At 64.9% G+C, this 13,627-nt stretch carries 9 protein-coding genes, 1 tRNA gene and 1 pseudogene; 6 read left to right on the top strand and 5 right to left on the bottom strand.

What is annotated here, in order from left to right:
• Window positions 1-286 (top strand): annotated as a pseudogene (locus tag HL671_RS38090) (hypothetical protein); the annotation flags it as partial.
• A 593-nt stretch (window positions 287-879) separates the two neighbouring features.
• Here the strand turns inward: HL671_RS38090 and HL671_RS33365 are convergent.
• A tRNA-Ser gene (locus HL671_RS33365) sits at window positions 880-969 on the bottom strand.
• A gap of 220 nt (window positions 970-1,189) precedes the next feature.
• Here HL671_RS33365 and HL671_RS33360 point away from each other — a divergent pair.
• Window positions 1,190-1,540, top strand: coding sequence for a hypothetical protein (locus tag HL671_RS33360; RefSeq protein ID WP_041750279.1), 351 nt, complete (start codon window positions 1,190-1,192; stop codon window positions 1,538-1,540).
• 34 nt (window positions 1,541-1,574) lie between these two features.
• On the opposite strand, the gene HL671_RS33355 is transcribed toward HL671_RS33360, so the two are convergent.
• From HL671_RS33355 to HL671_RS33340, 4 genes are all read right to left on the bottom strand, one after another.
• Window positions 1,575-3,038 (bottom strand): alpha,alpha-trehalose-phosphate synthase (UDP-forming), encoded by a 1,464-nt coding sequence (locus HL671_RS33355; RefSeq protein ID WP_041750278.1) that lies wholly within the window; start codon window positions 3,036-3,038, stop codon window positions 1,575-1,577.
• 200 nt (window positions 3,039-3,238) lie between these two features.
• A complete protein-coding gene (gene otsB, locus HL671_RS33350; RefSeq protein WP_012040907.1) occupies window positions 3,239-4,072 on the bottom strand; it encodes a trehalose-phosphatase in 834 nt (277 codons plus the stop codon).
• 6 nt (window positions 4,073-4,078) lie between these two features.
• Window positions 4,079-5,593 carry an MFS transporter gene (locus tag HL671_RS33345; protein WP_012040906.1) on the bottom strand — a complete coding sequence of 505 codons (1,515 nt, stop codon included), beginning with the start codon at window positions 5,591-5,593 and terminating at the stop codon, window positions 4,079-4,081.
• A gap of 394 nt (window positions 5,594-5,987) precedes the next feature.
• On the bottom strand, window positions 5,988-8,027 hold the full coding sequence (locus tag HL671_RS33340; protein WP_172242489.1) for a methyl-accepting chemotaxis protein: 2,040 nt from the start codon (window positions 8,025-8,027) through the stop codon (window positions 5,988-5,990).
• 295 nt (window positions 8,028-8,322) lie between these two features.
• Between HL671_RS33340 and HL671_RS33335 the strand changes: the two genes are divergently transcribed.
• From HL671_RS33335 to HL671_RS33320, 4 genes are all read left to right on the top strand, one after another.
• Window positions 8,323-8,808, top strand: a complete 486-nt coding sequence (locus HL671_RS33335) for a (2Fe-2S)-binding protein (RefSeq protein ID WP_012040904.1) — start codon at window positions 8,323-8,325, stop codon at window positions 8,806-8,808.
• A 113-nt stretch (window positions 8,809-8,921) separates the two neighbouring features.
• Window positions 8,922-11,267, top strand: coding sequence for a xanthine dehydrogenase family protein molybdopterin-binding subunit (locus tag HL671_RS33330; protein WP_012040903.1), 2,346 nt, complete (start codon window positions 8,922-8,924; stop codon window positions 11,265-11,267).
• Window positions 11,268-11,286: 19 nt separating this feature from the next.
• Window positions 11,287-12,087, top strand: coding sequence for an FAD binding domain-containing protein (locus HL671_RS33325; protein WP_012040902.1), 801 nt, complete (start codon window positions 11,287-11,289; stop codon window positions 12,085-12,087).
• Between the two features lie 211 nt (window positions 12,088-12,298).
• Window positions 12,299-13,411: a CaiB/BaiF CoA transferase family protein gene (locus HL671_RS33320; protein WP_012040901.1), complete on the top strand. Its 1,113-nt coding sequence runs from the start codon at window positions 12,299-12,301 to the stop codon at window positions 13,409-13,411.
• Window positions 13,412-13,627 lie beyond the last annotated feature (216 nt).

The following is a 13,627-nucleotide window of genomic DNA, read 5'->3' as shown; positions in this document are numbered from 1 at the left end:
CGAGAGGCCCGACGCCACTGACTTCTTCAACGGCCTGCTAGAGGATGTCTACGGCGAGGAGTTTTTGGTCCTGCCACATCATCAGCGAGCAGCGCTCATAAAGGCACTGCTCGTTCACACCGCCATCTGGCCCGCGGATAGCACAAGTCCAATAAAGCAAGTTCTCGGCCCACCGGAAAATCGACAGAGTGGGAGACAGAAGGACAACATTCGGCGCTTTCTCGGTTACGGGTTGGTCGATGCGGATGCTGCGGTTTACTGCGCCGAGGATCGCGCAACTTTTTGAGCTGTTGGAACGCTAGGGCAAGAGAAAAAGTGCACCATAGAAGTTCCCCTTCCGGCGTGCCTAAGCGGGCAAGCACGCCTGCATTCTCTGCACGCAACGCTTGCGTGGTTTACGCCGGTCCTGCCCGAAAGACAGTCGTACCGCTGCTCTCCCTAATGGTCCCGGACGATCGAAGCGGTTTCCGAGCGGACGTATCGAAAACTCAACCTGATGCAAATCAGAGTAGTCGCGGGACCGTTTTTTCGCGCCGCTGGGAGGGTCAACGCGCCCCAATTGTTGGACCCAATGGCGCTCTCCAAGTTTCCATTCAACGCGAACCAGACCGGGGAGCGAAAGCCGATGAAAACGTATCCTTCGGCATCGCCGTGTCGATTGCGATGCCCGGCGTTGTTCAACTTTACGATCAGGCCCGCGCTCGTGTCGGCCTCCAAGTCCGGCCTTCTGTACGCCTTTAAAATGGTCGGTGGTCCGATAGCCGGGACGAACCGGGGCGATATTCTAGCCATTTCTAATGCATGATTTGGGGGCTGAATTGCGGACTGGCAGCGTTCATGGCCAGAAATTTTGTGGTTTGACAATAATTTAGCAGTATCTGGCGGAGAGAGTGGGATTCGAACCCACGGTACGGTTTCCCGCACACACGCTTTCCAAGCGTGCGCCTTAAGCCACTCGGCCATCTCTCCAGCGGCCCTCTCTTGGCGGGGTCGGCGGCGTTTTGCAAGCCGGGTCGCGGCCTTTCCGACCAAATTTCCTCCAAATCACTGATAAAAATCATCAATCGGCCGCGGTTGCCGGCCGGATCAGGGCTGTCTCGGGTCCGGACGGCCGGTGATGAACCCTCGGGCCCGACAGCGCGACCACTGATTTGCGGCTCCATCGGTCGGAGCCTCGCGAGGACCTGCTATGCCGTCAACCGGCCATTTTCGCGCGCTCGTCGCGCTGTCCTTGGTGCTTGGGGCTGTGGCGGCGCCGCTTGATACAGCGCGGGCCGATCAATGCACCCGGCAGGGCGTCGACGTGACCTGCGACGACGGCCGCAAAGGTATCTGGCAGGGCGACGCGATCCTGTGGCCGGACGGCACCAAGTCCAGCCTGAAGCCACACCCGTCCGTCATCGTCGGCAACAAGGCCTCCGTGGTGGTCGGTCCGGGCGTCTTCGTCGGCCAGGGAAAAGGCATGGTGCCGATGGACAATCCGAGCTCGCCGAACAAGCTGCGCTGCGCCGTGCTGGACGGCGTGGCCTATTGTCATTGACGCCGCCGAGACCCGACGCGGCGGCCCATCCGGGTCAGTGATAACGCGCGCTCGATGACGCCAGGCGACTGCTGAGGAGGCCCGCGGGCGCGGTCGGCAGAGGCGCGATCTCGGCGGTCTCCGGCGCGTCGCTATCCTGCAGCGCCTCCAGGAAATCCGTGAACCATTGCTGGATGGAATGACGGCGCAACTTCGTCATCATGATCTCATAGCGCATCCGGCGCTCGTTGAGCGGCATCGACAGCGCCATCGCGATGGTACGCGCCATGCCGTCGATGTCATGCGGATTGACCAGCAGAGCGGCGTCGAGCTCATTGGCGGCGCCGGCGAATTTCGACAGCACCAGCACCCCGGGATCGACCGGGCTCTGCGCGGCGACATACTCCTTGGCCACGAGATTCATGCCGTCGTGCAGCGGCGTCACCACGCCGACCTGCGCGCTGCGATAGAGTCCGGACAGCACGCCCTGCCCATAGCCCTTGTTGAGATAGCGGATCGGCGTCCAGTCGGCCTCGCCATGACGGCCATTGACCTCGCTGACGAGGCGCGCGACGTCGCTCTGAAGATTGCCATAGGCCTCGATGGATTCGCGTGACGGCGTCGCGATCTGCAACAGCGACGCGGCGCGCAGCAGCGTCGGATGCATCGTCCACATGCGGTCGAACGCGGTGATGCGGTTGACCAGCCCCTTGGAATAATCGAGCCGGTCGACGCCGATGGCGAGCTTTTCGCCATGCAGGCTGCGGCGCAGTCGCGACACGTCCGGATGCGACGCGGCCTTGGCCGCGGATGCCGCGAACTTGTCGGCGTCGATGCCGATCGGGAACACCGCCAGACGCGTGCGGCCATGGCGCGACTTCACGACGCCATCCCGCACCTGCAGGCCAAGATCAGCGCGAATGCAGGCGCAGAAATTGTCCCGATCGTCCTCGGTCTGGAAACCGATGAGATCGTAGGCCAGCATCGCGGTCACGAGATCGCGGTGATTCGGCACGCTGTCGATGACGCTGCGCGCGGGCCACGGCGTATGCAGGAAGAAGCCGATCGGGCTCTTCACGCCCAGCGTGCGCAGTTCCACACCGAGCGAGAGAAAATGATAATCCTGAATCCAGAACAGGGTCTCAGGCTTATGAAACCGCAACAAGGCACGCGCGACGAACGCATTCACCTCGCGATAGGAGCGATAGTCGTCATGCGAGACGCTGATCAGATCGCTGCGTGAATGCAGCGCCGGCCACAGCGCAGAATTCGCAAAGCCTTCGTAGTAGCCGGCATAATGCGCGGCCGGCAGATCCAACAAGGCCAACGCGCCCTGGCCGAGCTGCTCGATCTGCGCAATCGGTTCCATCTGCGCGCCATCACGCACACGACCTGAGGAACCAACCCAAACTGCCCCAGAATTTTCCACTACGGGCAGCAGAGCTGCCGCAAGTCCGCCGGTCATTGGCTCATTGGCTTTGCCACGCGCCACCCGATTCGAAACCACGACGAGGTTCACAGCTCCCCTCCTGTTGGTCAGTGTCGGTTAACAGCTGTTCATCAATATGGTTCCGGGTCACCCTTTCAACCAATTGAAACCAAATTCGGGCAGCGGCGCGGTAGAATCAGAGCGCCGATCAAGTCAGAGTATTTCTAATCGCAAGCAAAGGTGCGATATGCGAACCAGCGGCAGCTGGAACCGAGCAGATGACGACGAGTTCAGCGCGATGCCGCGGACTGACCTTCGCGTTGCGCGAGTCGTGCGAGAAACGCGCGCACATCGTCCGGCGAATCGAAATGTCCATCGACACCAAGGGCACGCCGGCCGACCGAGAACGACAGGCCGGCGAAATCAGGCATGATTGCGAACACCGATTCGTCGGTCACGTCATCGCCGATGAAGAACGGCTTGCGCCCCTCGAACGGCGCACGGCGCATCAGCTCGCGCACACCGGTCGCCTTGGTGAAGCCGGCGTGCTTGATCTCGCACACGCATTTGCCCGGTAATACCTCGATCGGCGCGCCCGGCAGCTCCGCGCGAATGCGCGACACCTCCTCATAGATTGCCGCCTCGGCCTGCGGCGCGAGACGATAATGCAGGGCCAGCGAGTAGCCCTTGTCCTCGAGCAGGATGCCGGGGCTGAGCTTGGCAATCGCCGCCAGCCTGCGCTTGAGCTCCTTGTCCATCGGCGGCGCCTGAACGGCGTCGGCCTCGTTGCCGCTGCCGAGCCGCATCTCCGCACCGTGGCCACCGACGGCGGGATAGATCTCCGGCGCGAAGATCAGGTCGATGTCGTTGAGCGAGCGGCCGCTGACCAGCGCCAGCGCTCCGGCGGTTCGTTGCAGCAAGCTATTCAGCGTCTCGGCGAGCCCCGGCGGCACCCATACCTCGCGTGGCGTCGGCGCGAGATCGAGCAGCGTGCCGTCGATATCAAGAAGGATCGCCACCTCGCCGAGATGCGGGACCAGGCTGGCGGGCGCGGGCACGATCTCGGGGGGCGCGCTGGCGGCCGCGGGTGGCTGCGTTGCAATCAGCTTCGAAACGTCGGACATGCCAATCTACTCCATCACGGCGAGCGGGCGCGCCACGTCTTCGAGCGATTTCCGCTCGGCCGCGACCGCATAGCGCGAGGCGACGAGCGCCGCCACCACCATCAGCGCCGCGCCGAACAAATAGCCGGCGAACACGGCGCCGCGCGCGCCGCTGTCGAGCAGCGCACCGAACAACGCCGGTCCGGCGACACCGCCAAGACCGGTCCCGATCGCGTAGAACAAGGCGATCGCAAGCGCCCGCACCTCGAGCGGAAAATTCTCCGACACAGTGAGATAGGCCGCACTCGCCGCAGGCGAGGCGAAGAAGAAGATCACCATCCAGGCGGCCGTCTGCGTCTGCGCGCTCAAGACCCCGAGGGAAAACAGATAGCCGGTGAGCGCGAGCAACACCCCCGAGACACCATAGGTGAAGGTGATCATGGCGCGACGACCAAGTGTGTCGAACAGGCGGCCGAGGAGCAGTGGCCCAAGCACGTTGCCGGCCGCGAAGGGCAGGATGTACCAGCCGACATGATCCGCCTGAATGCCGTAGAAGTCGGTGAGCACCAAGGCGAAGGTGAAGAAGATCGCGTTGTAGAAGAAGGCTTGCGCAATCATCAAGGTGAGACCGACCAGCGAGCGCTGGCGGTAGACCGAGAACAGCGTGCGCGCGACCTCAAGGAGCGGGGTGTGGTCACGCATGCGCAGGCGGATCTTCGGCAAAGATTTTGCCCGCTCCTCGCGATCATGGCCGGTCACGTCGCGCTCGATTGCAGCGACGATGTCGTGGGCCTGCTCGGGATGGCCATGGATCATCAGCCAGCGCGGGCTTTCCGGAATCCACATCCGCATGATCAGCACCACGAGGCCGAGGCCGGCGCCGATGCCGTAGGCCAGACGCCAGCCCATGTCAGCGCTCGCCACCTCGGGATCGAGCAGAACGATGGCACCGACGGCCCCCAACGCGGCACCCAGCCAGAAGCTGCCATTGATCATCAGATCCGTCCAGCCGCGGTAGCGCGCCGGGACGAGTTCCTGGATGGTCGAGTTGATCGCCGTATACTCGCCGCCGATGCCCGCGCCGGTGAGGAAGCGGAACAGCGCATAGACCGCGACATTCCAGGACAAGGCCGTCGCCGCGGTCGCAGACAGGTAGAGCGCGAGCGTGATGAAGAACAGTTTCCTGCGGCCGATGCGGTCGGTGAGCCAGCCAAAACCGAGCGCGCCCAGAACAGCACCGGCCAGATAGGCGCTGTTCGCCAGGCCAATATCGAGATTGGAGAAGTGCAGCACCGGACTCTGCTTCAGCGCGCCGGACAGCGCGCCCGCGAGCGTCACCTCGAGTCCGTCGAGCACCCAGGTGATGCCGAGCGCCAGCACCACGCGGGTGTGAAATCCGCTCCAGCGGAGATCGTCGAGCCGCGCAGGAATGTTGGTCTCGATAATGCGGTCGTGCTCAGGCAGCTCGCGCGCGACACCGGCCGATTGCGGCGCCGGCGTGACGATGCGGAGATCGGGTACGGGTGCCTGTCGGGGTGCCATGGAATCCCAATGCGATGGCGCAGGTCGCACCGCATGCTAGACCGGAGAGAATGAAGCAAATGCGGCAGCGAGCCGCCGCCGCTGCGACCCAACGTCTCGTTTGGCACGGGGTTCCCGGAACGGGGCGGGAACCCTACTCGCCCCCAGTTACGGGTCTCGTTGGTGAAGCATCCCGATGGGCCTCAATCAAAGTGTCGTCCCGGGCAAGCGAGCGCGACCCGGGATCCATACCGCGTGATACCTGATTGAGCCGCGCAACTGATACCACCCGCCAAACCGCTGCTCCGGCGGATGGGTCCCCGCTTTCGCGGGGACGACAGCAGAATGCTGGGCGGACTGGAGCCACCTCGCGGGCAGTTATGGGCCGACCAGCCTAACTCCGTTCCGGCGCGCCCTATGCCGCGCGAATATTCGCCATGAAGCGGTTGAGCTCCTCGCGCAGCCTTGCGCTCTGCGACGACAGCGACTTGGCCGAGCGCAGCACCTCTTCCGAAGCCTCGCCCGTTTGCGTCGCGCCGCGATTGACCTCGGTGATATCGGAAGCCGCGGCCTGCGTGCCGGCCGCGACGCTCTGTACGTTCCTCGCGATCTCCTGGGTCGCGCCACCCTGCTGCTCGACGGCGGTCGCAATCGACGAGGCGATCGTGGAGATCTGGCGAATCGTGCCGCCGATCTGCTTGATCGCGGTCACCGACTCCTGGGTCGCAGCCTGCATGCCGGAGATATGGTTGGAGATGTCATCGGTCGCCTTGGCGGTCTGCTCGGCCAGCGACTTGACCTCGGAGGCGACGACCGCGAAGCCGCGGCCGGCATCCCCGGCCCGCGCCGCCTCGATGGTGGCATTCAGCGCCAGAAGGTTGGTCTGCTCGGCGATCGCCGTGATCAGCTTGACGACGTCCCCGATCTCCTGCGCCGCCCGCGACAGCTTGCCGATGCGTCCGTCGGTCTCCTCGGCCTGGCTCACCGCGGATTCGGCGATGCGGTTGGACTCGCGGACCTGTCGTCCGATCTCGCTGACCGAGGCCGACAGCTCGTCGGTCGCACTGGCGACCGAGTGGATCCGGCCTGCGGCCTGGTCCGAGGTGCCGCTAACCCGGCTGGCCAGCGACTGGGTGGTTTCCGCGGTCCTGGTCAGGGTGGAGGCGGCATGTTCGAGCTGCTCCGCAGAGCTCGACACGTTGGACACGATGGAGCCGACCGCAGCCTCGAATTCGTCGGCAAAACGGATCAGCTCGGCCCGGCGCGCCGCGCCGGCGGCCTTGTTCTGGGCATCCTGGGTCGCGGCGTCGCGCTCGGCCTTCGCCACGGCCTGAACCTTGAACTCCTCGACGGCGGCGGCCATCTCGCCGATCTCGTCGGCGCGGCCGAGCCCCGGCAGGCGCACATCGAAATTGCCGGAGGCGAGCTCGCGCATCGCCTTGCACATCGTGATCATCGGCTTGGAGATGCCGTTGCCGAGCATCAAGGCCAGCGCAGCGCCAAGGGCAAGGCCACCGACGGCCAGGATCGCGATCAGCCGCTCGATCTCGGCGATGGTGGCATTGGTGGCGGACTCGATGCGCTGCTGGTCGGCGGCAAGGTCCGATCGCAGCCCGTTGGACAGACCGAGGATCTCGGTGGCCGCGGTGCCCATGTCCTGGACCAGTTTCGCCAGCGCCTTGGAATTGTCCGCGAATTTGATGAAGGCGGCGCGGTACTGCTTGATGAGGTCACCGAGTTCGGTGACACGCTGCGTCACCTTCTCGTCATTGGCGTAGATCGTGACCAGCGACGTCTCCAGGAAGCGCGTCCGTGCGATGGCCCCATCGGCCGTCTTCGGATCGGGTTTCGCGAGGAACGTGCCGACCAGCGCGGAGGCGGTCAGATACTGACCGGTCAGGTCCTTGGCGGTGGTCTGCACGGTCGGCAGGCCGGCGAGCGCGGCCGTATCGGCCAGATCGTCGAACTTATAGCGGATCTTGTTGCCGACGATGCCGATCTGGTCGGTGGCCAGCTTGGCATTGTCGCGGGTCAGGTTGACGATCTCGGAGAAGATCTTGGCGAAGGTCTGAAACTGCGCCTGCAGCTTGCCGAGCTGCGCCCGCCGCTCCGCGGCGCTGGCGGCCGCCAGCGACTTGTCGATCGCCGCCAGCAGCGACTGCTGCGCTGCCGTCGCGGCGGCCTCGTCCTCGGGCTTGCCGGTCAGGGCAAAATAGCGCGCGAGCGCCTGGTAGGAGATGAGCTCCCGGTCGATGGTTCTGGCCGCATCGGCCTCGGAGACACTGGCCCGATAGGAGGCGACGGCGGCCGCGACCTTCTCGAACCCGAGATAGGCGAACCCGATGCTGGCCGCGGAGATCGCCAGCACGACCGCGAAGCCGAGAAAGATCTTGGCACGGAAACGCAGGGTCAGAAAATTGCCACGCCGCGACTGCGGCGCCAGATGCGCAGACATTCCCACCCCCGACAGGCCAGCCTTTATTGTGGCCGGTGTCCCTCCACCCGGCGGGCATACACCGGACTGTGATCAAAACTACGTCACAATGGCTAAGGGTGAGTAAATGGGCAGTGACCGCAGATACCCCGGCCGATAGCGCTGCAACTGCCAGTCCTCGCATCAGGAGATGCGACCGAATCGCCGATGGCGCGCGCAAGACGTCGCAATGACATCGAAGACGAAAATTCGAGTTGCAAAGTCCTGAAGGCGCTGTTTCTAATCAGAATAAGAATAATTCATCGGGAGGTTACTCGTGTCGACAGTCAAATTGACAGTGAACGGCAAGGCGGTCTCGGTCGAGGTCGAGGATCGCACCCTGCTCGTGCACCTGTTGCGGGATCATCTGAATCTCACCGGTACCCATGTCGGCTGTGACACCAGCCAATGCGGCGCCTGCGTGGTCCATATCGACGGCCGCTCCGTGAAGTCCTGCACCGTGCTCGCAGCCCAAGCCGCCGGCGCCAACGTCACCACCATCGAAGGCATTGCCAAAGGCGACGAGCTGCACCCGATGCAAGCGGCCTTCCGCGACAATCACGGCCTGCAATGCGGCTATTGCACGCCGGGCATGATCATGTCGGCCATCGATATTGTGCACCGCCACGGAGGCGAGCTCGACGAGGCCACGGTGCGTGAGGAACTGGAAGGCAACATCTGCCGCTGCACCGGCTATCACAACATCGTCAAGGCCGTGCTCGACGCCGCGGGGCGGATGAAGGTCGCCCAGGCTGCCGAATAAAGGCCGCGGGACGGACCCGTCGGCTTCGACGTCTTTCAATCAATACCGAGACCACGACCGCTGCGCGCGATGGCCGCGGCGGGACAACAAACTCCGGTAGGGGAGAGATTTGCATGGGTATGGAAGGCATTGGCGCGAGCGTCGTCCGCAAGGAGGACAAGCGTTTCATCACCGGCAAGGGCCGGTATGTCGACGACATCAAGCTTCTGGGCATGACCTATGCCCATTTCATCCGCAGCCCGCACGCCCACGCCAAGGTCAAGAGCATCGACTCCTCGGCTGCCGAGGCGATGCCGGGTGTGGTCGCGGTCCTCACCGGCCGGCAGATCGTCGATGACAAGGTCGGCAACCTGATCTGCGGCTGGGCCGTGACCTCCAAGGACGGCTCGCCGATGAGGATGGGCGCATGGCCGGCGATGGCGCCGGAGACCGTGCGGTTCGTGGGCCAGGCCGTCGCCGTCGTGATCGCCGAGAGCAAGAACCTCGCGCGTGACGCCGCCGAGGCGGTCGTGGTGGAATATGAGGAGCTGCCGGCGGTGGCCGACATGCCTTCCGCGCTGAAGCCCGGCGCGCCGCAGCTGCATCCAGAGGCCCCCGGCAACGTCGTCTACGACTGGCATATTGGCGACGAGGCTGCGGTCAATGCCGCGTTCTCCAAGGCCGCCAACGTCGTCAGCCTGGAGCTCACCAACAACCGGCTGGCGCCGAATGCGATGGAGCCGCGCGCGGCGATCGCGGACTACGACGCCGCAGAAGAGCACTTCACGCTCTATACGACGTCGCAGAATCCGCACGTCGCCCGCCTCGTTCTGTCGGCGTTCTACAACATCGCCCCCGAGCACAAGCTGCGGGTGATCGCGCCCGACGTCGGTGGCGGCTTCGGCTCCAAGATCTTCATCTATCCGGAAGAGATGGTGGCGCTGTGGGCGTCCAAGAAGGTCGGCCGCCCGGTGAAGTGGACCGGCGACCGCACCGAGGCGTTCCTGACCGATGCGCATGGTCGCGACCACATCTCCAAGGCGGAGATGGCGTTCGACGCCGATAACAAGATCCTTGGTCTGCGGGTCAAGACCCACGCCAATTTCGGCGCCTATATGTCGCTGTTCTCGTCGTCGGTGCCGACCTATCTCTACGCGACCCTGCTGTCGGGCCAGTACAACATCCCGGCGATCTATGCCGAGGTGATGGGCGTTTATACCAACACGACACCGGTGGACGCCTATCGTGGCGCCGGCCGTCCCGAGGCGAGCTATCTGTTGGAGCGGCTGGTCGAGACCGCGGCGCGTCAGCTCAAGGTCGATCCGGCCGAGCTGCGGCGCAAGAACTTCATCACCCAGTTCCCGCACCAGACCCCGGTGATCATGGCCTACGACACCGGTGACTTCAACGCCTCGCTCGACGCGGCGATGAAGGCCATCGACTATGCCGGCTTCCCGGCGCGCAAGGCCGCCGCCAAGGCGCAGGGCAAGCTGCGCGGCATCGGCCTGTCCTGCTACATCGAGGCCTGCGGCATCGCGCCGTCGAAGGCGGTGGGCAGCCTCGGCGCCGGCGTCGGTTTGTGGGAGTCGGCTGAGATCCGCGTCAACCCGGTCGGCACCATCGAGGTGCTCACGGGATCGCACAGCCACGGCCAGGGCCACGAGACCACCTTCTGCCAGTTGATCGCGGAACGTCTGGGCGTGCCGATCAGCCAGGTCTCGATCGTCCATGGCGACACCGACAAGGTGCAGTTCGGCATGGGCACTTATGGCTCGCGCTCGGCCGCCGTCGGTCTGACCGCGATCCTGAAGGCGATGGAGAAGGTCGAGGCCAAGGCCAAGAAGATCGCCGCCCATGCGCTGGAGGCATCTGAAGGCGACATCATCATCGAGAACGGCGAGTTCAAGGTGACCGGCACCGACAAGTCGATCGCCCTGCCGATGGTCGCACTCGCCGCCTACACCGCGCACAATCTGCCTGACGGGATGGAGCCCGGATTGAAGGAGAGCGCCTTCTACGATCCGACCAACTTCACCTTCCCGGCCGGCACCTATATCTGCGAGCTCGAGGTCGACCAGGCCACCGGCAAGACGTCGTTCGTCAACTTCGTCGCGGCTGACGATTTCGGCCGACTGATCAACCCGATGATCGTCGAAGGCCAGGTCCATGGCGGTCTTGTCCAAGGCATCGGCCAGGCGCTGCTGGAGCACGCTGTCTATGACAGCAACGGCCAGCCGGTCACCGCGTCGTTCATGGACTATGCGATGCCGCGCGCCGACGACGTGCCGTCATTCAAGCTGAGCCACACCACGACCCTCTGCCCGGGCAATCCGCTCGGCGTGAAGGGCTGCGGCGAGGCTGGCGCGATCGGTGCCTCGGCGGCCGTGATCAACGCGATCACGGATGCGATCGGCAACAACAAGCTGGAAATGCCGGCGACGCCGGACCGCGTCTGGCACGCGATCCACGGCAACGCTTGAGACGATTGGAGGAGCAACCATGTACCAGACGACTTATCATCGTGCCTCCTCGGTCGACGAGGCGGCGGCGCTGTTCGCCAAGGGCAGCGAAGCCAAGTTCCTCGCCGGCGGCCACACTCTGCTTCCGGTCATGAAGCAGCGTCTCGCCTCGCCGTCCGACGTCATCGACATCGGCAAGATCAAGGACCTGATCGGCGTGCAACTGTCCGGCGACACGCTCGTGATCAAGGCCGCGACCACCTACTACGACATCATGACCAATGCCGACGTGCAGAAGGCGATCCCCGCGATCTCCTATCTCACCTCGGTGCTCGGCGATCCCGCAGTGCGTCACCGTGGCACCATCGGCGGCTCCATCGCCAACAACGACCCGGCGGCGGACTTCCCGGCGGCGCTGATCTCGCTCGGCGCAACCGTGAAGACCAACAAGCGCGCGATCACGGCGGATGATTTCTTCAAGGGCCTGTTCACGACGGCGCTTGAGGATGGCGAGATCATCACCGAGGTGGCGTTCCCGGTGCCGGAAAAGGCCGGCTACGCGAAGATGCGCCACCCGGCGTCGCGCTTCGCGCTGACCGGCGTGTTCGTCACCAAGACCAAGGGCGGCGATGTCCGCGTCGCCGCCACCGGCGCGTCGCAGAGCGGCGTGATGCGGGTGCCGGCGATCGAGGCGGCACTGAAGTCGAACTGGTCGGCATCGGCGATCGACGGCGTCACCGTGTCGGCATCAGGCCTGCTCAGCGACATCCATGGTTCGTCCGACTATCGCGCCAATCTGGTGAAGGTGATGGCGCAGCGCGCGGTGCAAGCGGCGGGCTGAGCGCGCGACGCGGATCATTCCGCATCACGGCACGACAAATTCCACACGGCGCGCAGCGATGCGCGCCGTTTTGCTTTGCGGCATACGGCGCGCTTGCGTTGGCCTGATACACGCGGGACAATCCAGGATCAGAAAACGCCAATCGCAGCGCGTGGAGATCGAGCCGGTCTCGTCGTGACAGCGCGATGAAACAAGCCAAGGACACAAGGACGTGCTCGACAAGACCGCACCACACACCGGGACCCGCGCCACTGGCCCGCTCGCAGGCTTTCGCATCGTCGAATTCGCGGGCATCGGTCCGGGACCGTTCGCCTGCATGCTGCTGGCCGACATGGGCGCGGAGGTGGTGACGCTCGATCGCGTCGGCGCGCGCAAGACCATGAAATCGGTCGCCGGCCGCGGCCGCAAGGTCATCGAGCTCGACCTCAAGGACAAGGCCGTCATCGCTGACGTGTTGGACCTGCTCGCCGGTGCCGATGCCCTCATCGAAGGTTTCCGGCCCGGCGTGATGGAGCGGCTCGGCCTCGGCCCCGAAATCGTGCTCGCGCGCAATCCGAAACTGGTCTATGGCCGCATGACCGGCTGGGGCCAGGCGGGACCGCTGGCGCAGGCGGCGGGGCACGACATCAACTACATCTCGATCACCGGCGCGCTGGCGGCGATCGGCCCGAAGGAGCGGCCGGTGCCGCCGCTCAATCTGGTCGGCGATTTCGGCGGCGGCGCGCTCTATCTCGTGGTCGGCGTGCTCGCGGCACTGCTGGAGGCCTCGAAGTCCGGCAAGGGCCAGGTGGTGGACACCGCGATGTGCGACGGGGCCGCGTCGCTGCTCGCGATGTTCTTCGACCTCACCGCGATGGGCCGCTGGACCGAGGGACGCGAGCGCAACTTCCTCGACGGCGGCGCGCATTTCTACGGCGTCTACGAATGCGCCTGCGGCAATTTCATCTCGATCGGCTCGATCGAGCCGCAGTTCTACGCGCTGCTGCGCCAGCACGCCGGCCTCTCCGATCCCGCCTTCGAGGCGCAGATGGATCCGCGCGCCTGGCCGGCACTGAAGGAGAAGCTGGTCGCGGTGTTCAAGAGCAAGACGCGCGAGGAGTGGTGCGCCATCATGGAAGGCACCGACATCTGCTTCGCCCCGGTGCTGACGATGTCGGAAGCCCCGAAGCACGCCCACATGGCCGCCCGCGGCGTGTTCGTCGAGCGGCACGGCGTGACACAGCCGGCGCCAGCGCCGCGCTTCTCGCGGACGCCGTCGAATATTCGCGAGCCGGAGGTGACGGAGATCGGCGCCGTGGTGAACGCGTGGAAGGCGGGGCGATAAACGATAGCGGTGCGGCAGCGCCGATGAAGCACTGCCGTAGCAAGCTTATGAGTTGACGACGCTCGCGCCTCCACATCGGTGTCGTCCCCGCGAACGCGGGGACCCATAACCACCGGCCGTCGTGTGGCTAAGATCGTCTGACACCGTGCTCCGGCCGACGGGTCACGCGGTATGGGTCCCGGGTCGGCGCCCGACGCCGCTGGCGCGGCGTCAGGC

This window comes from Bradyrhizobium denitrificans, assembly GCF_013179005.1.
In the GTDB taxonomy this organism is placed as follows: Bacteria; Pseudomonadota; Alphaproteobacteria; order Rhizobiales; family Xanthobacteraceae; genus Bradyrhizobium; species Bradyrhizobium denitrificans.
The sequence above is the reverse complement of the archived record's forward strand: the minus strand, read 5'-3'. Positions and strand labels throughout refer to the sequence as shown.

What these genes read in the sequence shown, in the direction of transcription:
- otsB (WP_012040907.1), bottom strand. Translation starts at nt 4,072, where the DNA reads ATGTCCGACGTTTCGAAGCTGATTGCAACGCAGCCACCCGCGGCCGCC.
- HL671_RS33340 (WP_172242489.1), bottom strand. Translation starts at nt 8,027, where the DNA reads ATGTCTGCGCATCTGGCGCCGCAGTCGCGGCGTGGCAATTTTCTGACC.
- HL671_RS33325 (WP_012040902.1), top strand. Translation starts at nt 11,287, where the DNA reads ATGTACCAGACGACTTATCATCGTGCCTCCTCGGTCGACGAGGCGGCG.
- HL671_RS33345 (WP_012040906.1), bottom strand. Translation starts at nt 5,593, where the DNA reads ATGGCACCCCGACAGGCACCCGTACCCGATCTCCGCATCGTCACGCCG.
- HL671_RS33360 (WP_041750279.1), top strand. Translation starts at nt 1,190, where the DNA reads ATGCCGTCAACCGGCCATTTTCGCGCGCTCGTCGCGCTGTCCTTGGTG.
- HL671_RS33330 (WP_012040903.1), top strand. Translation starts at nt 8,922, where the DNA reads ATGGGTATGGAAGGCATTGGCGCGAGCGTCGTCCGCAAGGAGGACAAG.